The organism is Pseudomonas sp. BNK-44-b, assembly GCF_047456245.1.
GTDB lineage: Bacteria > Pseudomonadota > Gammaproteobacteria > Pseudomonadales > Pseudomonadaceae > Aquipseudomonas > Aquipseudomonas machongensis.
Map to the genome: position 1 here is coordinate 2,494,979 of NZ_CP179908.1, position 26,462 is coordinate 2,521,440.

The window sequence follows — 26,462 nt, forward strand, 5'->3', positions numbered from 1 at the left end:
GGTGCTGCAATCGCGGGCCCAGCCCGCACCCACAAGATTCGCGCCAAATCAATGAGTGACCCGCTGCAGCGCCTGCCCGTCGTGCCACCAGGCCGCAAGGCTGAACACATCCGGGGCCTTGAGGATGCTGAAGTGGTTGCCAGGCCCATGCCACACCGCCAGTTGCGGCAGCAGGCGCTGCCAACCGGCAAGCATCGCCGCCTGTTCGCGCTGGTTGCCGGCCGCATCCAGAGTCGCATCGGCCACCAGCACCAGGCTTGCCGGGCCGCTGTAGCCGGCCTGCGCCGGGTACGGCGTACGCAGCGCGCTGGAGAAGGTGCGGGTGATTCCATACAACGCCCTGACAGAAGAACGCGCCGGCATCAGCCCGCCGCGAACCATGGCCTGGTGCAAGCGCTCGAGTTGCTGCTCATCGTCCAGTGCGGCAAAGGCCTGGCGGTCGATTTCCAGCGAGCGCCCACTGGCCAGCTGCAACGATTCGATCAGCCGGTCCAAAGCTGCTCCTGCGGTGTAGGGCCGACCGCAGACGCTGTTGCCACCGGGTGACTCGCTGTCGATCAAGGTCAGTGAGCGCACCTCCCGCCCCTGTGCCTGCAAACGCACCGCCATGGCATGCGCTACCCAGCCGCCAAAGGAATGCCCGACCAGGTTCAACGGCCCCTGCGGGTACAGCGCTTCGATGGCCTGGACATGGCAGGCCGCCGCGGCGTCGATGCTGCTGTGCGGTGTGGCGGTGCCATCCAGGCCACGCGCTTGTAGGCCGTACACCGGCCAGTCGGCGCCCAGGGCCTCGGCCAGGCCGATGAAGCTGGTCACGCTATCGCCGGCCCCCGGCACGCAGAACAGCGGCGCGTGACCGCCCTGCCCGCTCTGAATCGCCACCAGCGGCTGATACGCCGTCGGCGGTTTCTCGCCGATACCCGCGCGGGCCGCCTGCAGCGCCGTGCCGAGCGCGCGGCCCAGCACCTGCACGTGCGGCGCCTGCATCATGCTCAAGTGATCGCCCGGCACCTCGATGCACTGCACCAGACCGGCGGGCACCGTGCGCTCCCAACCAAGCAATGGCTGATCACCGTGACGCTGCGCGCCTTGTTCGGCGCGCAACAAGTGGATGGCGATGCCCAGCGGTTCGGGACGGTAATGGGCCATGGCATGGCCGTGGGCAATTTCGCGTTCGAAGAACAGCTTGAGCTCGTCATCGCTTGCAGCGGCAAGTTCCGCATACAGCAATCCCTGTTCACGGCAGGCGGCGAGCAAGGTGGTGAAGTCGGCCTGGCCATCGTCCAAGGTATTGACCCTGGCCAGTTGCTGCGCGCCTGCCGTGCCGAGCCCCTGCCAGTGTCCGGCGCAGTGCAGCAGCAGTTGCTGTTGTAACAGGCGCGCGCCTTGCCAGCGTGCCTTGCCCTGGTCGACCAGACGCGGCTGCCAGGTGTCGATCAGGCCGAGGAACTCGACCTGCTCGTCGACGCCCAGCAATTGTGCGGCGATTTCATACGCCAGCACGCCGCCGAACGACCAGCCGGCAAGCCGGTATGGCCCGTGAGGCTGAACCCGGCGGATGCGCTCCAGTTGCGCCCGGGCCAGGGCCTCCAGGGTGTCCGGCTGCGCCTCGCCCAGGGCCAGGCCCGGCACGCCATAGATCGGGAAGTCCCCCTCCAGTTGCTGGCCCAGTACCGGGAAGTAGAAGTCCATGCCGCTGAATTCGTGGATCAGGAACAGTGCCGGTGCGTCGCCCTCGGCGCGCACGCACACCAGGTCCGTCTGCGGTGTCGCCACCTGCAGATGCTCGGCCAATGCCGCCACGCTGGCATGCTGGAACAGCTCGGCGAGCGATACCTGCAGCCCCTGTTCGCGCAACAGGCCCACCAGGCGGATGGCCAATAGCGAATGACCGCCCAGGGCGAAAAAGCTGTCATGCCGCCCCACCTGCCCGATCTCCAGCACCTGCGCCCAGAGCGCCGCGAGCTGTTGTTCCAGCGCGGTGGCTGGTGCCTCGTAACGGCTCTCGGCAAGGTCCTGCATCGCCGGACGCGGCAGCGCCTTGCGGTCGATCTTGCCATTGTTGGTCAACGGCAGCGCATCGAGCACGATGCAGGCCGACGGCACCATGTACGGTGGCAACCGTCCCTGTAGCCAACCCCGCACAGCGGCGGCATCGAGGTTCGGGTCTGTGCGGGTAAACCAGGCCACCAGCCGAGCCGGCCCCTGCGTCAGGGTCAGGGCCATGACCACCACTTCGCCGATGCCCGGGCACAGCGCCAGGTGCTGCTCGACTTCGCCCAGCTCGATACGGAAGCCGCGGATCTTCACCTGGTCGTCGTTGCGCCCCAGGCACTCCAGCTGGCCGTCGTCGCGCCAGCGGCCCAGATCCCCGGTACGGTACAGGCGAGCGCCAGGCTGCGGGCTGAACGGGTCGTCGATAAAGCGCTCGGCGGTGAGTTCCGGGCGATTGAGGTAGCCCAGCGCCACGCCGTCGCCACCGATGTACAACTCACCTACCGCCCCCAGCGGCAGCGGACGCAGGTGCGCGTCCAGCACATGCACCTGGGTACTGCCGACCGGTCCCCCGATCGGCACCAGCTCGGCGTCGGCCGGCACATGGCGAACCTGCCCGGCGGTGGCATAGGTGGTGGTTTCGGTCGGCCCATAGCAGTGCACCAGGCGCAGGTCCGGTGCCTGCGCCAACAGGCTGCGGAACGCTGCCGGATCGGCTCGCTCGCCACCGCACAGCAGCACGCGCAACCCTGCCAGCACGTCAGGGATCATCTGCACGTACTGGTTGAACAACGCCGTGGTGACGAACAGCACTGTCGCGCCCCCTTCACGCAGGGCCACGCCCAGACGCACGGGGTCGAGCAAGGTGTCATGGTCGATCACCAACACCTGGCCGCCATTGAGCAGCGCACCCCAGACATCCATGGTGCTGGCGTCGAACGCGGGGTTGGAGGCGAAAGCGATACGGTCCTGGGCGCTGAAGTCGGCGTAGCCATCGTTGAGCACCAGGCGAGCGATGCCACGATGGGGCACGCGCACGCCCTTGGGCGTGCCGGTGGAGCCGGAGGTGTACATGACGTAGGCGACCGTATCCCCACCCTGGGCCAGCCCGGGGTTATGACCGGGCTGACGGTTCAGGTCCAGGCGATCGAGGTCGATGCGGCGCGCGCGGTAGCTCAGGGCCGCCGAGCTGTCGCAGATCAGCGCCACCGCCTGGCAGTCCTGCACCATGAAGCCCTGTCGCTCGGCCGGCGCATGGATGTCCAGCGGCACGTAGGCCGCACCGCACTTGGCGACGGCCAGCTGGGCCTGGAGCAATGCCAACGAACGCGGCAGCAGGATCGCCACATGATCGCCCGGCGCCACGCCTTGCTCGATCAGGTGATGAGCCAGGCGGTTGGCCTGCTCGTTGAGCTCGCCGTAGGTCAGGCTATGCGCCCCGTCACGGGCGGCGATGGACAATGGATGCCGTGCTACCTGTTGTTCGAACAGACGATGCACTGGCAAGTCGCGCGGGTAGTCGCGCGTGGTCGCGTTGAAGGCCTCGCGCAACTGCCGGGCCTCGGCCAGCGGCACCACGCTCAGGCGCTCGAGCCCTTCGCAGGCGCTGGTCTCAAGCGCCTGCAGCAGCAGGTGCAGGGCATGCTCCACGTAGCTGCAGATCCGCCGGGCGTCGATGCCCTGCGCGGTTTGCGCGGTCAGCTCGAACGCCAGGCCCAGGTCATCGACGCTCAACGCCAACGGGTAGTTGCTGCGCTCGTGCGCCTCGACCAGGTCGATGCCCTCCCAGGCCTGGCGCGCCGCCTCGCCCTGCCCGGCCAGCGAGCCATGGCGATAGTTGAGCAATGCATTGAACAACGCGGCACCCGTAGGCAAGCCACTGCAGCGCTGGGCTAGCGCCAGGCGAGCGTGCTCATGGGCCAGCAGGCCGGTCAGGCGTTGGTGGGCTTGCTGCAAGGCTGCCAACACGGGCTGTCCGGCAAGGTCCAGGCGCAGTGGCAAGGTATTGATGTAGACGCCCAACGCGCGCTCGGCGCCCTCGCCACCCTGCAGCCGACCGAGCAGCACGGTGCCGAATACCACGCTGTCGCGCCCGCTCAGTTGCCCGAGCACCTGTGCCCAGGCCAAGTGCATCAGACTTGCAGCGCTGACGTTATGGCGTCGCGCCTGTTCGCGGATCCGCAGGTTCAGCGCATGGTCGAGGCGCTGATGGTGCTGCGCCAAGGCGTCCTGGTGTGGCGTTGCATAACCGCCGTAAGGCAGGGTCGGTTCGTCGATGTCGGCCAGTTGCTCGCGGAAGAAGGCTTCATGGGCCGCCTCGCCCGCCCCACGCTGCAGTTGGGCGATGTAGTTACGGTAAGGCACCGCCGCTGGCAGGGCATGAGCCTGCTCTAGCAGGCAGGCTTGCAGTTCGCTGCGCAACACCTCGAGCGCCACGTGATCCATGACCAGATGGTGGAACAGCAGCGTGGCGCTGATTCGGCCGGTGCTCGGCTCGGTACGGTGTACCAGGCGCAACAGCGGTGCGCGGGCCAGGTCGAAGCGACGAGGCTCGATGGCATCGCCCTCCTGCACGACATCCAGCGGAGCACGGCGCCAGACCACCTGCACAGGCTCAGCCAGGCCGTCCCAGTGGAAGGCGCTGCGCAGGATATCGTTGCGCGCGATCACCTGGTCCAAGGCGCGGTGCAGCGCCTGCAAACGACCCCGATCGGCGAGCAGGAAACGCACCTCCAGCACGTAGGCCGCCTCACCTTCACCGGCCAGATGGTGATAGAGCATGCCCGCCTGCAGCGGCCCGAGCGGATAGATGTCCTGGACATTGGCGGTACCGCCAGCCACCTGGCCGACGATACGATCGATCGCCTCTTGCGTCAGCGTCACCAGCGGCAGCCGCTCAGGCGTGATGTGCGGGCAGTCGGCGGTGATGCGGTTGGCAGGCACCTGCACCTGGTCGAGGGTCTCGACCGTCGCAGCCAGGGCCGCCAGGTTCGGCTCGGTGAACAGCCCCTGGATATCCAAGGCCAACCCGCGGGCGCGCAGGCGAGCGACCAGTGTCACGGCCAGCAGCGAATGGCCGCTCAATTCGAAGAAGTTGTCGTGTCGCCCTACCCGCTCCACACCCAGCAACTCGCCCCACAACTCGGCGAGCAGGCGCTCGTTATCACCTTCGGGGGCCTGGTAGGCCTGGCCTTGCAAGGCTTCGACGGCGGGAATCGGCAGGGCCTTGCGGTCCAGCTTGCCGTTGGGGCTCAGCGGCAGTGCAGGCAGATGCACGAACTGTGCAGGCACCATGAACTCGGGTAGTTGAGCCTGCAACTGCCCCTTCAATGTGTCTGCCGTGTGCACAGCTCCGGTGTAGTACGCCACCAGGCGCTTGCCGGCGGGCGGCAAGTCCAGGGCCAGTACAGCGGCCTCCTTGATGCCTTCTATGCGGGTCAGGCAGGCCTGGATCTCGCCCAGTTCGATGCGCAGGCCGCGGATCTTCACCTGGTCGTCGTTGCGCCCCAGGTACTCCAGGGTGCCGTCGGCCAGGTGCCGGGCCAGATCCCCGGTGCGGTACAAACGTGCGCCGGGGCGGGTGCTGAAGGGGTCTTCGAGGAAGCGCTCGGCACTCAGCTGCTCGCGGTTCAGGTAGCCGCGGGCAACCTGTACACCGCCGATGTACAGCTCACCGGCAACGCCCTGCGGCACTGGCTGGCCCTGGGCGTCGAGCACGTACAGCGTGGTGTTGGCGATCGGTTTGCCGATCGGGGTGTTGTCCGGGGTCTGTTCCAGTGGCTCGGCGCAATGCCAGGCACTGACGTCCACTGCCGCTTCGGTCGGGCCATACAAGTTGTGCAGCTCGACGCTCGGCAACTGCGCCTTGAAGCGCCGCACCAGGCTGCCGGGCAACGCTTCGCCGCTGCACAGCACCCGGCGTAGCGCTGCAGGCTCGGCATCACCATAGGCGAGGAACACATCGAGCATCGAAGGGACGAAATGCAGGGTCGTTACCGATTCGGCTGCGATCACCTGGCGCAGGTAACCCGGGTCACGGTGCCCGCCTGGGCGTGCCATCACCAGTTGTGCGCCGGTCTGCAAAGGCCAGAAGAACTCCCACACCGACACATCGAAGCTGAACGGGGTTTTCTGCAGCACTACGTCATCAGCGCCCAAGCCATAGGCGTCCTGGGTCCAGAGCAGGCGGTTGACCACCCCGGCGTGCTCGTTCATCACGCCCTTGGGCAGGCCGGTGGAGCCGGAGGTGTAGATCACGTAGGCCAGGTGTTGCGGTGTAAGGCCCGCAACCTGGGGGTTGTCGCTGGAAAGCGCTTGCCACACCGGGTCATCCAGATCGACTTGCGGCACATCGAACGCCGCCAGCACCTCGCGGGTGGCCGCATGCCCCAACACCGCCACCGGCGCGCTGTCGGTGAGCATATGGCGGATACGATCAGGCGGGTAATCCGGGTCGACCGGCACATAAGCGCCGCCGGCCTTGAGGATCGCCAGCAAGCCGATGACCATCGAAGCGCTACGCTCTACGCAGATCGCCACGCGATCGTCCGGCTGCACCCCGAGTGCAATCAGGTAATGGGCCAGACGGTTGGCCTCGGCGTTCAGTGCACGGTAGGTCAACTGTCCGGTTTCGGCACGCAGGGCGATGCGTTCGGGCGTGCGTTCGACCTGGGCCTCGATCATCCCGTGCACCGTCTGCTCCAGGTCGTAGCCTACGGCGGTGTCGTTGTAGTCGACCAACAGTCGACGACGCTCCTGCGCATCCGGCAGGGCAACGCTTGCCAGCACCGCGCCGTCGCTGCCGGCCATGGCCCACAGCAGTTGCTCCAGATACCCGCAGTAGCGCTCTACCGTGGCCCGGTCGAACAACGCGGTGGCATAGTTCAATGCGCCGCCGAAGCCATCTGCGGTTTCGCCCAGGCTCAGGCTCAGGTCGAACTTGGCAAAGCCCTGCCCTTGGCCGAGGTTGCGCAGGCTCAAGCCGTCCAGCCCGGCGGCGAAATCATGACCGCCCTCCCACTCCAGCGACACCTGGTACAGCGGCGTGTGGGCCAGGCTGCGCGATGGTTTGATCAGGTCCACCACCTGCTCGAACGGCAGGTCCTGATGCTCCTGTGCGAGCAGTACCTGGGCCTTGACCCGCGCCAGCAAGGTGCCGACATCCGGCGCATCCGCCAGGTCCAGGCGGATGGCCAGGGAGTTCACGAACAGCCCGATCACCCCTTCGACCTCAGCCTGCCGACGTCCGGCCACCGGCGTACCGATCACCACCTCGCCCTGCCCCGACAAACGAGCCAGCAGCACCGACCAGGCGCCCATGAACAGCATGAACGGCGTGACCTGGTGGCGCTTGCACAGGGCCTTGAGATCGTCTGCCAGGCGCGCGTCCAGGCGTATACGCACGCTGTCGCCTGCGTAATCCTGGCGCACCGGACGCGGTCGGTCGGTCGGCAGGCTCAGCAGCGCAGGTGCACCGGCCAGGTTGTTGCGCCAGAACTCGCCTTGGCGCTGCAACGCCTCGCCCTGCAGCCAACGGTGCTGCCACATCGCGTAATCGCCATACTGGATCGGCAACGGCGCAAGCCGCGCCTCGCGGCCTTCACGCAAGGCCTGGTACAGCGCGCTCAGCTCACGGGTCAGCACGCCCATCGACCAGCCATCGGCGACGATATGGTGCAGTGTCAGCAGCAGTACATGATGCTGTGGCGCCACCTGCAGCAGGCGAGCGCGAAGCGGCAATGCCTCGCCGAGCGCGAACGGCCGTGCAGCTTCTTCACGCACCAGCGCACGCAGGCGCTGTTCATCGGCCCCAGGCACCTGCTCGCGCTGCACCACCAGGCGCTGCGCCGACAGCCGCACCCGCGGCTCGCCATCGACCTCGAAGAACTCGCTGCGCAGCGCCTCGTGACGCTCGACCAGTGCCACCAGGGCCTGCGCCAAGGCGTCGGCATCCAGCTCGCCGCACAGCTCCAGCGCCAGGGGAATGTTGTAGGCCTGGCTGGCTCCGTTCATCTGTGCCAGGAACCACAGGCGCTGCTGGGCGAACGACAACGGCAGCGCCTGCTCGCGTGCCACCGCGAGCACCGGCGGCAGCTCACTGCGCGCAGCCCCCGCCACCACCTCGGCCATCGCCGCCAGTTCGGCCTGGGCGAACAGCGTCCCCAGCGTCAGCTCAACGCCGAGTCGCTGACGAACCTGGGCAACCAGGCGCATGGCCAGCAACGAGTGACCGCCCAGCTCGAAGAAGTGATCATGCCGCCCGACCCGCTCGACCTGCAGCAACCCCTGCCAGATCTGCGCCAGGGTCTGCTCCAGCTCGCCCTGGGGTGCTTCGAAGCGACGCTCGAACAGGTCGGCGCGGGTGGGTGCCGGCAGCGCCCGGCGATCGAGCTTGCCGTTGGCCGTTAGCGGCAGCGACTCGAGCCGCACGAAGGCCACCGGCACCATGTAATCGGGCAAGTGCGCCTGCAGCTGTGTACGCAGTTGTGCAGGCGCGGCCACCTCGACGCTGTCCTGGCCAGTGAAGTAGGCCACCAGGCGCGGCTGCCCCGGCTGGTCCTCACGGGCCAGCACCACGGCTTCGTTGATGCCTGGCAGGGCTGCCAGGCGGCTTTCGATCTCACCCAGTTCGATACGCACGCCACGGATCTTCACCTGGTCGTCGTTGCGCCCGAGGTAGTCGAGGGTGCCGTCATCCAGCCAGCGCACCAGGTCGCCAGTACGGTACATGCGGGCGCCCGGCTGCGGGCTGAACGGGTCATCGAGAAAACGCTCGGCCGTCATCTGTGCACGGTTCAGGTAACCACGGGCAACCCCGGCGCCACCAATGTACAGCTCGCCGGCCACCCCCTGCGCCACCGGCTGGTGGTGCGCATCGAGCACGTAGAGCCGGGCGTTATCGACCGGTGCGCCGATGTGCAGCACGTCGCCAGGCACCATCGCCCCGGAGCTTGCGACCACCGTGGCTTCGGTGGGCCCGTAATTGTTGATCACGGCAAATCCGGGGTGACGGGTGAACTGCCGCAGGCGGTCACCACCGATCAGCAGGGTGCGCAGGGTCGGGTGATCGATCTGGTGGCTGAAGGCGTATTCGGCCACCGGCGTCGGCAGGAAACTGACATCCAGCGGGCAGCCGCGCCACCAGGCGAGCAAAGCGTCGATGTCCTCGCCCTGTTCGCTTGGCGGCGCGATATGCAGGGTCGCCCCGGCGCACAGGGCCGGCCAGACTTCCCAGGCCATGGCATCGAAGCCGAAGCCGGCCAGGCTCGAGGTGTGACGGCCCTGGCACAGGTCGAAGGCGCGGCAATGCCAGTCGATCAGGTTGTTGAGGGTCCGATGTTCGACCATCACGCCCTTGGGCAGGCCGGTGGAACCGGAGGTGTAGATCACGTAGGCAAGGTTGCCGACAGCCAGGCCATCGACCTGCGGAGCGTGCTCGCTCGACGGCCAGTCCGCCCGGTCGAGTTCGAGCACCGGTACCGGGCATTGGCCCAGGCGCGCGCGCAGATCGTGCTGGGCCAGCACCACGCTCGGGGCGCTGTCATCGAGCAGGTAGGCGATGCGTTCGTCGGGATGCGCGGGGTCGATCGGCACGTAACCCGCGCCGGCCTTGAGGATCGCCACCAGGCCGACCAGGGTGTCCAGACCTCGCCGGGCCAGTATCGCCACGCGGTCTTCAGGCTGCACACCGAGCATGACCAGGCGTTGAGCCAGTGCATTGGCACGCAGTTCCAGCTCACCGTAGCTCAGCGCGATGCCTGCGCAGGTGGCGGCCACGGCATCGGGCTGCTGGCGGGCCTGGAGCTGGATGCGCTGGTGCACCGTGAGCACGGTTTCGGTGTCCCCCGGGCGTTCGTTGAAGGTCTCGAGCACTCGCTCGCGCTCGACAGCGGGCAGCATGTCCAGCCGATCGACATTCAGCCCTGGGTTCTGTGCCAGGGCCTGTACCAGGCTTTCGAGGGTTTTCTCGAGATAGGCACAAACCCGCTGCTTCGGCACTTCGGCCGTTGCCAGCAAGGTCAGGCGCAGGGCATCGCCCAGGTCGTCGACACTCAGGGTCAGCGGATAGTTGGTGCGCTCTTCGCTGGTCAGTACGTCGATGCCCTCCCACGCCGCACGGGCCTGGCCATCGGCAACGGGCGCACTGTGCCGGTAGTTGAGCAAGGCGTTGAACAATGGCGTCGGCGCGGCCACGCCGCTGCAACGCTGGGCCAGGGCCAGCGGCGCGTGCTCGTGGCGCATCAGGGTGGTCAGGCGCTGGTGAGTGGCCTTGACTGCCGTGATCAGGTCCAGGCCAGCCAGGTCCACCCGCAGTGGCAAGGTATTGATGAAAATGCCCAGGGCACGGTCGTTGGCCTCCGCGCCCATCAGGCGGCCCATCAAAACCGTGCCGAACACCACCTGCTCGCGCCCGGTCAGGCCACCCAGCACCCGCGCCCAGGCCAGGTGGAACAGGCTTGCCAGGCTCACGCCCAGCGCCCGTGCCTGGCTGCGCAGGCCGTCGCACAGGGCCGGCGCCAGGCTCAGGCTTTCTTCGTGCGGCGCGCTGCCGTCACCCTGCACGTCCTGCAGGCCGTAGGCCAGCGTCGGCTCGACGATATCCCCCAGTTGCTCGCGGAAAAACGCCTCGTGCTGCGCCTGGCTGACGCCGAGCAGGGCCTGGCCTACGTAATTGCGAAACGGTACTGCCGCGCCCAACAGGTGGCCATCGCCGCGCAACACGGCCTGCATTTCGTGACGCACCACCTCGAGGGCGCTGTGGTCCATGGCGATATGGTGGAACTGCAGCGTGGCCTGCACACGACCATCGCTGGCCGCAGGCTCGCAGTGCAGACGGATCAGCGGTGCCTGGCCGAGGTCGATACGCTCGTCCAGGGGCAGGCCGCGGGACACCTGCAGCCGGGCCTCGCGCCAAACCACCTGCAGCGGCGCCTCCAGCCCCAGCCAGTGCACCGAGGTGCGCAGGATATCGTGGCGGTCGATCACCGCCTGCAGCGCCTCGACGAACGCCTGCAGATGGGCCTGGCTGGCAAAGGCGAAGCGCGACTGCATCACGTAAGGGTCGCTGCCCTCTGCGCTGGCGTGATGATAGAGAATGCCCTGCTGCAATGGCGCCAGCGGGTAGATGTCCTGCACGTTGGCATGGCCGCCGGGAATCTGCCCGACCAGCGCATCGATGGCCGCCTGGTCGAGCTCGACCAGGTTGAGCAGTGCCGGGGTGATCCGCGTGCAGTCGGCCGGGATGGCGTTGGCCGGAGCGCCGACATTGCCGGCCCTGGCCACGTACTCACCGCGCTCGAGCAGCGCGATCAGCGCCGGTTTGTGTTCACGCAGGCGCGCCACCAGGCTCGCATCGGTCAGCGCCTGGCGGTTGCCCTGGACCACCAGCTGGCCATCCTTGAGCGCCAGCTGGATATCGTTGGCTGACAATGTCGCCAGTAGGTCGTTGATGCTCACAGGACGATCTCCATTCTGTCTGTGATGGCGGCATAGCCTGCCAAGGTCGGTTGTTCGAACAGCGCGCGCACATCGGCCTCCAGGCCCTCCTGGCGCAGGCGGGCGGTCAGGGTCACCGCCAGCAGCGAGTGGCCACCCAGTTCGAAGAAGTTGTCGTGCCGCCCTACTCGCTCCACACCCAATAGCTCACCCCAGAGCGCGGCCAGCAACTGCTCGGTATCGCCCTGTGGCGCCTCGTAGGGACGCGCATCGGCCACGGCGGCGGCCGGCAGCGCCTTGCGGTCGAGCTTGCCGTTGGGGCTCAGCGGCAAGGCGTCCAGGTGCATGAACAGCGCCGGAACCATGAATTCCGGCAGTTGCGCCGACAGCTGCTGGCGCATGGCTTCGACGGGCTGCACGGCACCGGTGTAATAGGCGACCAGGCGCTGATCCACCGCCAGCACCACCGCTTCCTTGATCCCCGCAATGCGGGTCAGGCAGGCCTGGATCTCGCCCAGTTCGATGCGCAGGCCACGGATCTTCACTTGGTCGTCGTTACGCCCCAGGTACTCCAGGGTGCCGTCGGCCAGATGCCGGGCCAGGTCCCCGGTGCGATACAGGCGTGCGCCGGGGCGGGTGCTGAACGGGTCTTCGAGGAAGCGCTCGGCGCTCAGTTGCTCGCGGTTCAGATAACCACGGGCAACCTGTACGCCGCCGATGTACAGCTCACCAGCAACGCCCTGCGGCACTGGCTGGCCCTGGGCGTCGAGCACGTACAGCGTGGTGTTGGCGATCGGTTTGCCGATCGGGGTGTTGTCCGGGGTCTGTTCCAGTGGCTCGGCGCAGTGCCAGGCACTGACGTCCACTGCCGCTTCGGTCGGGCCGTACAAGTTGTGCAGCTCGACGCTGGGCAACTGCGCCTTGAAGCGCCGCACCAGGCTGCCGGGCAACGCTTCACCACTGCACAGCACGCGCTTGAGGCGTGCGGCCTGCAGGTCGCCGTGGGCGAGGAAGACATCGAGCATCGACGGCACGAAGTGCAGGGTCGTGATGCCACGCTCGGCGATGACGTCGGCCAGGTACTGCGGATCGCGATGACCGCCCGGGCACGCCATCACCAGTTGTGCGCCGGTCTGCAGCGGCCAGAAGAACTCCCACACCGATACGTCGAAGCTGAACGGGGTTTTCTGCAGCACTACGTCATCAGCGCCCAGGCCATAGGCGTCCTGGGTCCAGAGCAGGCGGTTGACCATCCCGGCGTGCTCGTTCATCACGCCTTTCGGCAGGCCGGTGGAGCCGGAGGTGTAGATCACGTAGGCCAGGTGTTGCGGTGTAAGGCCCGCAACCTGGGGGTTATCGCTGGAAAGGGATTGCCACACCGGTACATCCAGATCGACTTGCGGCACCTCGAACGCCGCCAGCATCTCGCGAGTCGCCGCATGCCCCAACACCGCAACTGGCGCGCTGTCGGTGAGCATATGATGGATACGATCGGCCGGATAATCCGGATCGACCGGCACGTAGGCGCCGCCCGCCTTGAGGATCGCCAGCAAGCCGATGACCATCGCCGGGCTGCGCTCGACGCAGATCGCCACGCGATCATCCGGCTGCACCCCGAGTGCAATCAGGTGATGGGCCAGACGGTTGGCCTCGGCGTTCAACGTGCGGTAGCTCAGTTGGCGTTGCTCGGCGATCAGGGCGATGCGCTCAGGCGTGCGCTCGACCTGGGCCTCGATCATCCCGTGCACCGTCTGCTCCAGGTCGTAGCCTACGGCGGTGTCGTTGAAGCCAACCAGCAGGCGCTGGCGCTCTTCGTGTTCCAGCACCGGCAGTTGGTTCAGCGCCAGGTCGGGCTGACGCTCGAGGGCATCCACCAGGCCCGTCAGCACCTGCTGCAGTTGCCCGCAGACCCGCTCGGCCCCTACCGCAGGCAGTACCTGCACGGTCAGGCGCAGGCCATCGCCCAGGTCATCCACGTTCAGGCTCAAGGGGTAGTTGGTGCGTTCTTCGCTGGCCAGTGTCTCTATACCCTGCCAGGCCTGACGCTGGATTTCGGTCTCGGCAGCGCTGGCGCTGTGCCGGTAGTTGAGCATGGCGCTGAACAGCGGCATGGGTGCGACCACACCACTGCAACGCTGGGCCAGGGCCAGCGAGGCATGCTCGTGGGTCAGCAGCGCGCTCAGCCGTGCGTGGGTGGCACGCACGCCTTCACGTACGCCGAGCCCCGCCAGGTCAACGCGCAGTGGCAAGGTGTTGATGAACATGCCCAGGCCGTGCCCGCTGCCTGCACCACCTTGCATGCGCCCCAGCAGTACCGTGCCGAACACCACGTTGTCGCGACCACTGGCACTGCCCAACAGACGTGCCCACGCCAGGTGCAGCAGGCTGGCAGTGCTCACGCCGAGCTGGCGTGCCTGGCTGCGCAGGCGCTGGTTCAGGTCAGGGTCCAGATGCACCTGGGCCTGCTCGATACGGCGCACGTCACCCTGTGTGTCACGCAGGCCGAACGGCAGGGTTGGCTCGTCGATATCGGCCAGTTGTTCGCGGAAGAACGCCTCGTGCTCGGCCTCGCTGATACCGAGGCGCGCCTGGGCCACGTAGTTGCGGTACGGCACGGCGGGCTCGCTCGGCGCGGGTAGCCCGCGGAGGTAACCGAGCATCTCTGCGCGCACCACCTCAAGCGCCGTGTGGTCGAGCACCAGGTGATGGAACTGCAAGGTCGCCTCGATGCGCTCCCCTGCACGGCGATAGAGCAGGCGCACCAGCGGCGCCTGGTTCAGCGCCAGGGTGTCGAAACGCTGCGCAGGCTCGTTGGCGATGTCGATCACCGGCAGTTGGGCATGGCGCCAGACCACCTGCAACGGCTGCGCCAGTCCTTCCCACAGCACTGCGGTGCGCAGGATATCGTGACGGGCGATGACGCTTTCCAGTGCGCCGGCAAACGCCTGCAGTCGCGCCGGGCTGTCGAATACCAGCTGCGATTGCAGCAGGTACGGGTCGGCTCCGGCGGCGCTCAGGTGATGGTAGAGAATGCCTTCCTGTAGCGGCGCGAGGGGGTAGATGTCCTGCACATTGGCCGCGCCGCCGGGTACGCTTGCCACCACACGGTCGATGGCGGCCTGGTCCAGTTCGATCAGGCTGAGCAGGTCGGGTGTGATACGGGTACAGCCGGGTGCAATGCGATTGACCGGCACCTGTACCTGACAGACCTGGCCAAGCGCTGCGGCCAGCGCCGCCACGCTCGGTTGGCTGAACAGCAAGCGCACATCGGCCTCCAGGCCCTGCTGGCGCAGGCGCTCGATCAGGCTGACCGCGAGCAGCGAATGCCCACCCAGTTCGAAGAAGTTGTCATGCCGCCCTACCCGCTCCAGGCCCAGCAGCTCGGCCCAGACCTGCGCCATGATCTGCTCGGTCTCGCCCTGCGGGGCTGCATAGGCCGCCACCGGCAGATCGGCTGGATCCGGGTCTGGCAGCGCCCTGCGGTCGAGCTTGCCATGACTGGTCAGCGGCAAGGCCTCCAAGCGGATGAACGCCAACGGCACCAGGTGGCTCGGCAGGCTGGCCTGCAAGGCCTGGCGCAGGCCATCGACCGGCGCGTTCGCGGTGTACCAGGCCAGCAGCCGCTCGCCGCGCACCAGTACCACGGCGTCACGTACGCCAGGCTGGGCGGCCACGGCCGCTTCGATCTCGCCAAGTTCTACGCGCACACCACGTATCTTTACCTGGTCGTCGTTACGCCCGAGGTAGTCGAGGGTGCCATCGGCGTTCCAGCGCACTAGGTCGCCACTGCGGTACATCCGCGCTCCAGCCCTTGAGCTGAACGGATCGGCGACGAAACGTTGCTCGGTCAGTTCGGGCCGGTTCAGGTAGCCGCGGGCAACCCCGTCGCCTCCGATGTACAGCTCGCCCGCCGCGCCGACCGGCACCGGCTGGCGGCGTTCGTCGAGCACATAGACCTGGGTATTGGCGATGGCGCTGCCGATGTGCAGTGCGCCACCGACCTGCACCTGACCCGAGGTGGCGACCACGGTCGTTTCGGTCGGACCGTAGTTATTGATCACGGCAAAGCCTGGATCACGCTCGAACTGGCGCAGACGGTCACCGCCGATCAGCAGCGTCCGCAGGCTGGCGTGCTGACGCTCGCGGCGCAGGGCCTGCTCGGCTACCGGGGTTGGCAGGAAGCTGACCTGCAGCGGTTGCTGCAACCACCAGTCGAGCAAGGCATCGACCTGTTCGTTGGCAAGGGTTGCGGGCGGTAGGTGCACCACGGCGCCGGCGCACAAGGCCGGCCAGACTTCCCAGGCCATGGCGTCGAAACCGAAGCCGGCGACGCTGGAGGTGTGGCTACCGGCGCGCAGGGCAAAGGCCTCGCAGTGCCAGTGCACCAGGTTGGCCAGGGTACGGTGCTCGACCATCACGCCCTTGGGCTGGCCGGTAGAGCCGGAGGTGTAGACCACATAGGCAAGCGCATCGGCGGCAAGGCCCGGCACCTGCGGGTCATGCTCGGCAGCGGACTGCCAGTCGCCCCGGTCCAGGTCCAGGCGTGCGGCGTGCGGCGGCAAGCTGTGCTGGTGCGTGTCGGCGAGCACCAGTGCCGGGGTGCTGTCCTCGAGCAGATAGGCAATACGGTCGGCAGGGTAACCAGGATCGACCGGCACATAGGCGGCGCCGGCCTTGAGCACCGCCAGCAGTGCCACCAGGCGCTGCGGCGTGCGCGGCAGGCACAAGGCAACCCGGGCGCCAGGCCGAACGCCCAGGCCGATCAGGTGGTGGGCCAGGCGGTTGGCGGCACGATTGAGTTCGCCATAGCTGAGCCCTTCTTCGCCTTGCACCACCGCTTGAGCCTGGGGTGAGCGGGCCGCGCAGGCCTCGACCAGCGCATGCACGGTCTGGCCCTGCGGATACTCACGGGCACGAGGGTTGAAATCGACCAGCAGGCGGCGACGTTCATCGGCGCCCAGCACCGACAGGTCATCCAGCCGTGTACTCGGCGCCTGCTCCAGCGCCTCGACCAGTTGCGCGATGCTGTTGGCCATCCACTGCGCGACACGCTCGGCGCCGATGTCCGCGACGGCCAGCACGCTCAGGGTGAATCCCTCGCCCAGGTCATCGACGCTCAAGGTCAGCGGATAGTTGCTGCGCTCCTCGCCCCCCAGAAGGCGTACGCCCTGCCAGATACCCTCGCCATCGCGTGGGGCATCGGCGGCGCTGTGGCGATAGTTGAGCAAGGCGCTGAACAGCGGTTGCCCGGCCGGTACGCCACTGCAACGCTGGGCCATGGCCAACGACGCATGCTCATGGCCCAGCAGTGCAGACAAACGGGCATGGGTGGCACGCACCGCTTCGGCCACCGCCACCTGGGTGTCGACCCGCAGCGGCAAGGTGTTGATGAACACGCCCAGTGCCCGGTCGGCACCCTCGCCGCCTTGCAGGCGGCCCATCAGCACTGTGCCGAACACCACCTCGCTACGATTGGCCAGCACGCCGAGCAGACGCGCCCAGGCCAGGTGCATCAGGCACGCGGCGCTTACGCCCAGGGTACGCGCCTGGTCGCGCAGGCGTCGGGCCAGCGCGCCATCGAGGGCCTGGTGCGCCTCGGCGATGCCGTGCCCTTCGCCCTGTACATCCTGCTGGGCAAATGGCAGGGTCGGCTCGTCGATATCACCGAGCATGTCGCGGAAGAACGCCTCGGCGCCCGCCGCATCGCTGCCCAGGCGCGCCTGGGCCACGTAGTTGCGGTACGGCACCGGCGCATTCAACTTGGCCACATCGCCGAACAGCAGGGTGTGCATTTCGGCGCCAACCACGTCCATCGCGGTGTGGTCGAGGGCCAGGTGGTGGAACAACAGGATTGCCACGACCTGGCCGTTGCGCAGGTCCTGGCTGTAGACCAGGCGCATCAACGGTGCCTGGGACAGGTCGATCCGATGCTGACGGGCGTCGAAGCGCGCCTGCAATTGGTCGATGACCTCGCCTTCGCCCTCCAGCTCGACCGGCACCACGGCCAGCTTCGCCTGGCGCCACACCACCTGCACCGGCTGCGCCAGGCCTTCCCAGATCAGCGAGGTGCGCAGGATGTCGTGCCGGTCAATGACCTGCTGCAAGGCATCAGCCCAGGTCTGCAAGCGCTCGAGGGTGTCGAAGGCCAGGCGTGACTGCAGCAGGTAGGGATCGCCCTGGCCGGCACTCAGGTGGTGGTAGAGAATGCCTTCCTGCAACGGGGCAAGGGGGTAGATTTCCTGCACATTGGCAGCCCCGCCCGGTACCGTGGCGACGATGCGCTCGATGGTGGCCTGGTCCAGCTCGACCAAGCTGAGCATCTCGGGGGTGATCTGCGAGGCGCCGGCCGGTACGCGGTTATCCGGCACCTGCACCTCGCGCCCGCTGCCCACCGCAGCGGCCAGTGCGGCGAGGGTCGGCTGGGCGAACAGCACGCGCACATCGGCGGCCAGGCCGACCTTGCGCATGCGCTCGATCAGGCTGACGGCCAGTAGCGAATGGCCACCCAGCTCGAAGAAGTGATCGTGCCGGCCAACACGCTCGACCTTGAGCACATCGGCCCAGATCGCCGCCAGCGCGATCTCCACCTCGCCCTCAGGCGCGGCGAAGGCACGACTCACCACCGCGGCCTGACTTGGTTGCGGCAACGCCTGGCGATCGAGCTTGCCGTTGGCGGTCAATGGCCACTGGCCAACATGGACATAGGCCGACGGCAGCATGTAGTCGGGCAACTGGCCTTGCAACTGCGCATGCAGCTCGGTGATCGGCGGGACGCGGCCTTCAGTGCTGAACCAGGCCACCAGGCGCTTGTCGCCCGGGGCTTCTTCACGCACCAGTACCACGGCTTCCTGTACCCCGGCGCACGCTGCGAGACGCGCTTCGATTTCACCCAGCTCGATACGGTAGCCGCGCAGCTTGACCTGTTGGTCGTTACGACCCAGGTAACGCAAGGAGCCATCAGCCTGCCAACTGACCAGGTCGCCGCTGCGGTACAGGCGCGCGCCTGGCGTCTCGCTGAATGGGTCTTCGAAGAAGCGCTCGGCGGTCAACGCCGGCTGATTCAGGTAACCCAGGGCAACCCCATCTCCGCCGATATACAGCTCACCGACGGCACCGATCGGCACTGGCTGGCGCCGGGCATCGAGCACATAGCAAAGGCTGTTGCCGATCGGCCGGCCAATCGGGATCCCTCCCTCGCCCACTGCGAGGATTTCATGGGTGGTACTGAAGGTCGTGGCTTCGGTCGGGCCATAACCGTTGAGCAGGTGCGCCGGGGCGCCTTCGCGCAGTACACGGGCAATCACCTGGGGATCGAGCACATCCCCGCCGACCATCAGGTAGCGCAGCGACCGGAACACCGGCAGCAGGTGCGCGGCGTACTGATGGAACAACCCGGCGGTCAACCACAGCACTGTGACTTCGTGTTCCAGCAATGCCTGGCCCAGGGCCTCGTGCGACAGCACCTGATGCTGATCGATCACCACCACGCGCCCGCCGTTGAGCAGCGGCGCCCAGACCTCCAGGGTGCTGGCGTCGAATGCCGGGTTGGAAGCAAAGGCTACGCGGTCATCGCCTTGCAGGTCGGCGAAGCCGTTGTTGATGACCAGCCGCACGATCGAGCGATGGGCCACCAGCACACCCTTGGGCAGGCCGGTAGAGCCGGAGGTGTACATGATGTAGGCCGCAGCCCGCGCATCCACGGCAATGTCCAGGCCATGGGCGGGATAGGCTGCGAGCTCCAGCGTATCCAGCTCTACCCGGCGCGTGGCGCCGACCTGCGGCTGATCGGCCTGGGTCAGCAACAGCGTGGCGCGGCTGTCTTCGAGCATGAACGCCTGACGCTCGGCGGGCGCATTGGCATCCAGTGGCACATAGACCGCGCCGCACTTGATCACGGCCAACTGGCTGGCCAGCAGGTCGAAGGAGCGCGGCAGCAGCAGCGCCACACGGTGCCCCGGGCGCACGCCCAGTTCCAGCAGGTGACGAGCCAGCCGGTTGGCGTGCTGATCGAGCTCGCCGTAACGCCACTGGCGCTGACCGTGCACCACGGCAACCGCGTCCGGGGTCTGGGCGGCGTGCGCCTCGAACAAACTCTGCACCGCGTGTTCGCGTGGGTAGGTGCGGCCGGTGGCGTTGAATCCGTGCAGCACCTGCTCGCGCGCCTCGGGCGACAGGCAGGACACCGCGTGCAGGGGTGTTTCCGGGACAGTCTCCAGGGCATCGGCCAAGTTCGCCAGGGCGCTGCCGAGCAAGGTGCAGACCTGAGCGCCATCGACCTGCGGCACAGCCTGCACGGTCAGTTCCAGGCCCTGCCCCAGATCGTCGACGTTGACCACCAGCGGATAGTTGCTGCGCTCACGCGAGGCCAACAGTTCGATGCCCGACCAACCCAGGCCGTCCCCTGCGCCTTTGGCGCTGCTGTGGCGGAAGTTGAGCAAACTGGTGAACAGCGCCTGGGACGCCGGAACAGCGCTGCAACGCTGGGCCTGCGCCAGCGATGCCTGCTCGTGACCGAGCAGGCGTGCCAGGCGCTGATGGGTACGACGCACACCCTCGGCGACGCCAACGGCATCGACACTGACCCGCAGCGGCAAGGTGTTGATGAACATGCCCAGCGCCCGATCTGCCCCGGCGCCACCCTGCAGGCGTCCCAGCAGCACAGTACCGAACACCACCTCGCTGCGCCCGCTCAGTTGCGCCAGTACCTGCCCCCAGGCCTGGTGCACCAGGCTGGCGACGCTCACTCCCAGCGCTCGGGCCTGCACGCGCAGGCGCCCGGCCAGTGTGGCGTCCAGCGCCTGGTGGCGGTCGATCACCTCCACGCCATTGCCCTGCACATCGCGCAGGCCGAAGACCTCGGTCGGCTCGTCGATATCTGCCAGCATCTCGCGGAACATCGCTTCATCGGCCGCAGGATCGGCATCCAGTCGCGCACGCGCCACATAGTTGCGGTACGGCACGCTGTCGATGTGCACTGGCTGGCCCTGCAGTGCAGCACCCACCTCGGCCACCAGCCGTTCGACGGCGGTATGGTCGAGCAGGATATGGTGCAGCAACAAGGTCGCCTCCAGGCGCTCACCCTGGGCATGGCGCACCAGTTGCAGCAACGGCGCGCTCGTGAGGTCCAGGCGCTGCAGGTCGGCGTGCTCTGTCACGCGCAGCTGCGCGTGGCGATGCACCACCTGCACCGCTTCCTGCAGCCCCTCCCAGTGCAGGCTGGTGCGCAGGATATCGTGGCGGGCGATCACCGCATCCAGCGCCTTGACGAAGCCTTGCAGCTCCACTTCACCGGCAAAGGCGAAGCGTGCCCGCAGCACGTAAGGGTCGGCCCCGGAACTGGCCAGGTGGTGGTAGAGGATGCCCTGCTGCAGTGGTGCCAGGCCGTAGATGTCCTGGACATTGGCAGTACCGCCCGGGATACCGGCGGTCAATGCGTCGATCTCGTCCTGGCTGAGGTTGGCCAGTGGCAGCATCTGCGGTTCGATGCGCCGGCAGTTCGCCGGAATGCGATTGATCGGCACCTGCGCCGGTAGATCGGCGCTCACCGCAGCCGCCAGTGCCGACAAGGTGGGTTGGCCGAACAGCACGCGCACATCGGCCGCCAGTTCCTGCTGGCGCATGCGCTCCACCAGCTTGACCGCCAGCAGCGAGTGGCCGCCCAGCTCGAAGAAGTTGTCGTGCCGACCGACCTGCTCAAGGCCCAGCAACTGTTGCCAGATGGCCGCGATGCGTTGCTCCACCTCGCCGTGCGGCGCTTCGAAGGCGCGACGGGCAAAGGCCTCGCCATCGGGCTCGGGCAAGGCCTTGCGGTCGAGCTTGCCATTGGCGGTCAGCGGGAAGCTCTCCAGGCGCACGAAGGCCGCCGGTACCATGTACTCGGCCAAGTGGCACAGCAGGCTGTCACGCAGCGCCGCCGCATCGGGCTCGGCACCTGCGGCGGCCAGCCAGTAGGCGACCAGGCGCTGCTCGCCGGCGCTGTCGCGGCGCGCCATGACCACGGCCTCGCGCACACCTTCACAGGCCGCCAGGCGTGCCTCGATCTCGCCCAGCTCGATGCGAAAACCGCGGATCTTCACCTGGTCGTCGTTGCGGCCCAGGTAATCCAGGCTGCCATCGGCGGCCCAGCGCGCCAGGTCGCCGGTCTTGTACAGACGCCCGCCTGGGTTGAACGGGTCGGCGATAAAGCGCTCGGCACTGAGCGCCTCACGATTCAGATAGCCGCGGGCGACACCGGCACCCCCCACGTACAGCTCGCCGGTGACACCGGTCGGCACAGGCTGACGGCAGGCGTCGAGCACATACAGTTGCAAGTCGGGAATACGTGAACCGATGGGGCTTACCCCCACCAGTTGCGCATCCGCCGCCTGCAGCGGGCGGTAGGTGACGTGCACGGTGGTTTCAGTAATGCCGTACATGTTCACCAAGCGCGTGCCGGCATTGCCGATGCGTGCATACCAGGGCTTGAGCAGCCCGGGCTCCAACGCCTCACCGCCGAAGATCACCTGGCGCAGGGAATGCTGCAGTTCGCTGCGTTCCTGCGCCGCGATCAGTTGGCGGAAGGCGCTGGGAGTCTGGTTGAGGACGCTGACGCCGGTGCGGCAAAGCAAGGCGTAGCACTCGTCCGGCGAGCGACTGATGCGTTGCGGCACGATCAGCAACTGGCCACCGAAGGCCAGCGCTCCCCAGATTTCCCAGACCGAGAAATCGAAGGCGAAGGAGTGGAACAGCGCCCAGGTGTCCTGGCGGTTGAAGGCGAACCAGTCGTGGGTCGCCGAGAACAGGCGCGAGACATTGCCATGCTCGACCATCACGCCCTTGGGCAGGCCGGTGGAGCCGGAGGTGTAGATCACATAGGCCAGGTGCGAAGGCAGCAGCCCGGCGAGCATCGGATTGCCGGTGGGCTGTAACTGCAGCGACGGGTCGTCCAGGTCGATCACCGGCGCCGTCACCTCACCCAACAGCGCCAGGCTGTCCGCTTGGGTGAGGATGGCCCGCGGGGCGCTGTCGCTCAAGGTGAAGGCAATACGCTCGGCAGGATAGGCCGGGTCGATCGGCACATAGCCCGCACCGGCCTTGAGCACGCCCAACAGGCCGACCAGCATGCCCAGGCCACGCTCGACGCAGATCGCCACGCGGTCATCCGGGCCGATGCCCAGTTCGATCAGGCGGTGAGCGAGCTGGTTGGCACGCTGGTTGAGCTCGCCGTAGCTCAGGCTCTGCTGCTCGAAGATCAGCGCCGTATCCTGCGGACGCGCCTGGGCGTGGGCCTCGAAACGCTGGTGCAGCAACGGCGTCAGGGCGAATTCGAGCAAGGGGCGGTTCTGGCCATGGATCAGTTGCTCGCGCTCGTCGGCGGGCAGGATATCGATGCCGTTCAGCGGCGCGTCTGGATCGCTGTCCAGGGCCTCGACGATCTGCTCGAGCGCCCGCGCCAGGTAACCCGCGATACGCTGGGCGCCTAGCCCGCCAGCGACCAGGGCGGTGATGCGCAGGTCTTCGCCAAGGTCGTCGATATTGATCGTCAGCGGGTAGTTGGTGCGCTCTTCGGCGCCCAGCACCTGGATACCAGGGGCGATGTCGATGACTTCGGCAGCGTCGGCGGCATCGCTATGGCGATAGTTGAGGACGGTGTTGAACAGCGGCGCAGGCGCCGCCACCGCACTGCAGCGCTGGGCCAGTGCCAGCGGCGCCTGTTCATGGCCGAGCACGCCGGTCAGGCGCGTGTGAGTCGCCTGCAGCCCTTGGCGCACGCTGTGCTCGCCAACGTCAATGCGCAGCGGCAAGGTGTTGATGAACATGCCCAGCGCCTGTTCGCCGCCCTCGCCGACCTCCATGCGCCCGAGCAGCACGGTGCCGAACACCACCGCTTCGCGCCCGGACAACTGGCCCAGGACCCGGGCCAGGCCCAGGTGAGCGATGGCCGCAGGGCTCACACCCAAGCGGCGTGCCTGGGCGCGCAGGCGCAGGCTCAGCCCGCGCTCGAGGGTCAGGCGGGCTTCCTCCACGGCCTGATCCTCGACGTCGGCCACGCCGAAGGCCAGGGTAGGTTCGTCGATATCGGCCAGCATCGCGGTGAAGAACGCTTCATGCGCCGGCACGTCCAGCGCCTGGCGCGCCTGCGCAAGGAGGTTGCGAAACGGCACCGCCGGCCCAACCTGCTCGGCATTGCCAGCCAGCCAGGCGCCGATCTCGCGGCGCACGATGTCGAGTGCGGTGTGGTCCATCACCGTGTGGTGGAACAGTAACAGGGCGACGACCTCCTCGCCTGTGCCCCGGGCATGCACCAGACGCAGCAGCGGTGCCTGGCGCAGGTCGAGGCGATAGTGGCGGGTGTCGTGCAACCGGCGCAATTGCGCCAGCGGCTCGTCCTGGCCAGGCAGTTGCAGTGCTTCGCGCACCAGCGGTGCTTCGCGCCAGACCACTTGCACCGGCTCGTCCAGGCGCTCCCAGTACATCGAGGTGCGCAGGATGTCGTGGCGCTGGATCACCCAGTCCAGCGCATCGGCGAAGGCATCCAGGTGTGCCTGGTCGGCAAAGCGCAGTTGTGCCTGCAAGAGATAGGGGTCGCCCGCATCGGCGGACAGGTGGTGGTAGAGCATGCCCTCCTGCAGCGGCGCCAGGGGATAGATGTCCTGTACGTTGGCAGCGCCGCCGGGAATGCTGGCGACAATGCGGTCGATGGCCTGCTGGTCCAGGTCCACCAGCGGCAGCATCTGCGGGGTAATTTTGAACGCCGGGCTCAGCCAGTCGTCGTGCTGCCGGGCGAGCATCTCCAGCAACGCCGGCTTGTGTGCGGCCAATGCGTCCCACAGGGCGTCATCCAGGGCATCGTCGTCACCATGGACGACGAGGTCCTGATCGTCACGCTGAAGTCGGATCGCACGGGTGGAGAGCACAGCCATCAGTTCGCTGAAGCGCATGGGTAAGCATCCTGCTTTTGCCAGTCGGAAATGGCGCCACGCTAAAGGATCGGGGGTGCGAGGGGTGACAGGGTAAGGGGGGACAAAGCACGGACTGCCAAAACAGGAATAAGAATATGAATTCTTATTTCTTTTACGCGTTTAGAACTTCCTCTATAACGTTTCGAACTGTACAGCAGCCAACACCGGCCAACTGTTTGCAGTGCAACACCCGATCAACACCCCGCTGCTCTGGCAACACGGCCGTTGTCGCAGAAATCGCGGCAACCCGTTGATTCAAAAGGATTCGAAACTTCGGCACGACGATTGCTCAAGCAAAGTCCCCCGCTCACCCGAACAGGAGACTCGCCATGAGCACCCCCTTGAACGTCGTTGCCCTCTCCGGTGGTACTTCCCGCCCTTCGCGCACCCTGGCATTGACCGAAGCCATCCTCGCCGAGCTTGGCCAGCACCTGCACATCCGGCCGCACCTCATCGAGCTGGGCGATATTGCCCGCCCACTGGGTGCTGCACTGTGGCGTAGCGAACTGCCCGACACCGTCGAGCAGCAACTGCAGCACATCGAACAGGCCGACCTGCTGGTGGTGACCACTCCGGTCTACCGGGGCAGCTTCCCGGGGCACTTCAAGCACCTGTTCGACCTGATCGGCCAGGACGCCCTGGTGGACACCCCGGTATTGCTGGCAGCCACCGGCGGCAGCGAGCGCCATGCGCTGGTGCTGGATCATCAGTTGCGCCCGTTGTTCAGTTTCCTGCAGGCACTGACCCTGCCCATCGGCGTCTATGCCAGCCAGGCCGAGCTGCAGGACTATCGCGTTTCCAGTGATGCCCTGGCTGCGCGCATCGGTCTGGCCGCCGAACGTGCCGTACCGCTGTTCGCCCCTCACCATCAGCTGCGCAAGAGTGCCTGAGTGACCACCATGAATGCACCCGTGACACCCTCCACGCGCCCGGCACTGGCCATTGCCCACGACCTGGCCGCCCAATTCGCCCTCACCGCTGTCGAACGCGACGAACGCGGCGGCACCCCCAAGGCCGAGCGTGATGCCCTGCGCGACAGCGGCCTGCTGTCACTGGCCATCCCCACGGCCTTCGGTGGCCAAGGGGCGACCTGGCGTGAAACCTTCGATGTGGTGCGTGAGTTCGCCCGGGTCGACAGCTCCATTGCTCACGTGTTCGGTTTCCACCACCTGATGCTGGCCACCGTGCGCCTGTTCTCACGCCCTGACCAATGGCAACCCTGGTTCGAACAGACTGCGCGCAAGCATTGGTTCTGGGGCAATGCCCTCAACCCGCTGGACACGCGCACCCAGGTCAAGCACTTCGAGGGGTGGTGCGAGTTTTCCGGCAAGAAGAGCTTCTGCTCCGGCGCCAGCGACTCGGAAATGCTCATCGCCTCGGCGGTGGACGAACGCGCCGGCGGCAAATTGCTGATCGCCGCAATCCCCAGTGGTCGTACCGGCATCAGCCTGCACGGTGACTGGGACAACATCGGTCAACGCCAGACCGACAGCGGCAGCGCCACCTTCGAACGGGTGCGGGTCGAGCACAACGAACTGCTGCTCGATCCCGGCCCGCTGAGCACGCCGTTCGCCGCCTTGCGTCCGCTGATCGCGCAACTGCACTTCGCCAACCTGTTCCTGGGTATCGCCGAAGGCGCCTTCGACGAAGCGCGCCAGTACACGCTGAAGGAAAGTCGCCCCTGGTTCCGCTCCAGCGCCAGTGAGAGCCGCGAAGACCCCTATGTGCTGCGCCACTATGGTGAGTTCTGGGTTGGCCTGGAAAGCGTGCGCCTGCTGATCCGCCGCGCCTGCGACCAGCTCGATGCGGCCTGGGCCCTTGAGCACAACCTGAGCGCCGAGGCGCGTGGCGACCTGGCCCTGGCCATCGGCACCGCCAAGGTTGCCGCAACGCGCCATGGGCTGGACATCTGCAACCGTCTGTTCGAAGTCACCGGCGCCCGCGCCACCCATGCCTCACTGCGCTTCGACCGGCACTGGCGCAACCTCAGGACCCAGACCCTGCACGACCCGGTGGACTATCGCATCCATGAACTGGGCGAGTGGGCGCTGAACGACAAACGCCCTGCCCCGTCCTTCTATTCCTAAAGGC

At 67.1% G+C, this 26,462-nt stretch carries 4 protein-coding genes; 2 read left to right on the forward strand and 2 right to left on the reverse strand.

Annotated features, from left to right (window positions below):
- Nucleotides 1–48 precede the first annotated feature (48 nt).
- Complete coding sequence (locus ACMGGG_RS11325; protein WP_414155507.1) at nt 49–11,451, reverse strand: amino acid adenylation domain-containing protein; 11,403 nt, start codon at nt 11,449–11,451, stop codon at nt 49–51.
- Nucleotides 11,448–24,350 carry an amino acid adenylation domain-containing protein gene (locus ACMGGG_RS11330; RefSeq protein WP_414155508.1) on the reverse strand — a complete coding sequence of 4,301 codons (12,903 nt, stop codon included), beginning with the start codon at nt 24,348–24,350 and terminating at the stop codon, nt 11,448–11,450. The genes ACMGGG_RS11325 and ACMGGG_RS11330 overlap by 4 nt, the downstream gene beginning before the upstream one ends.
- Before the next feature lie 350 nt (nt 24,351–24,700).
- Between ACMGGG_RS11330 and msuE the strand changes: the two genes are divergently transcribed.
- Both msuE and ACMGGG_RS11340 read left to right on the forward strand, forming a co-directional pair.
- Nucleotides 24,701–25,261, forward strand: a complete 561-nt coding sequence (msuE, locus tag ACMGGG_RS11335; protein WP_054890659.1) for an FMN reductase — start codon at nt 24,701–24,703, stop codon at nt 25,259–25,261.
- Between the two features lie 9 nt (nt 25,262–25,270).
- On the forward strand, nt 25,271–26,458 hold the full coding sequence (locus tag ACMGGG_RS11340) for an acyl-CoA dehydrogenase family protein (RefSeq protein ID WP_054890883.1): 1,188 nt from the start codon (nt 25,271–25,273) through the stop codon (nt 26,456–26,458).
- The last annotated feature ends 4 nt before the right edge of the window (nt 26,459–26,462 follow it).

Excerpts from the sequence above, each read along its gene's own strand:
- ACMGGG_RS11330 (WP_414155508.1), bottom strand. The coding sequence starts at position 24,350 with ATGCGCTTCAGCGAACTGATGGCTGTGCTCTCCACCCGTGCGATCCGA.
- msuE (WP_054890659.1), top strand. The coding sequence starts at position 24,701 with ATGAGCACCCCCTTGAACGTCGTTGCCCTCTCCGGTGGTACTTCCCGC.
- ACMGGG_RS11340 (WP_054890883.1), top strand. The coding sequence starts at position 25,271 with ATGAATGCACCCGTGACACCCTCCACGCGCCCGGCACTGGCCATTGCC.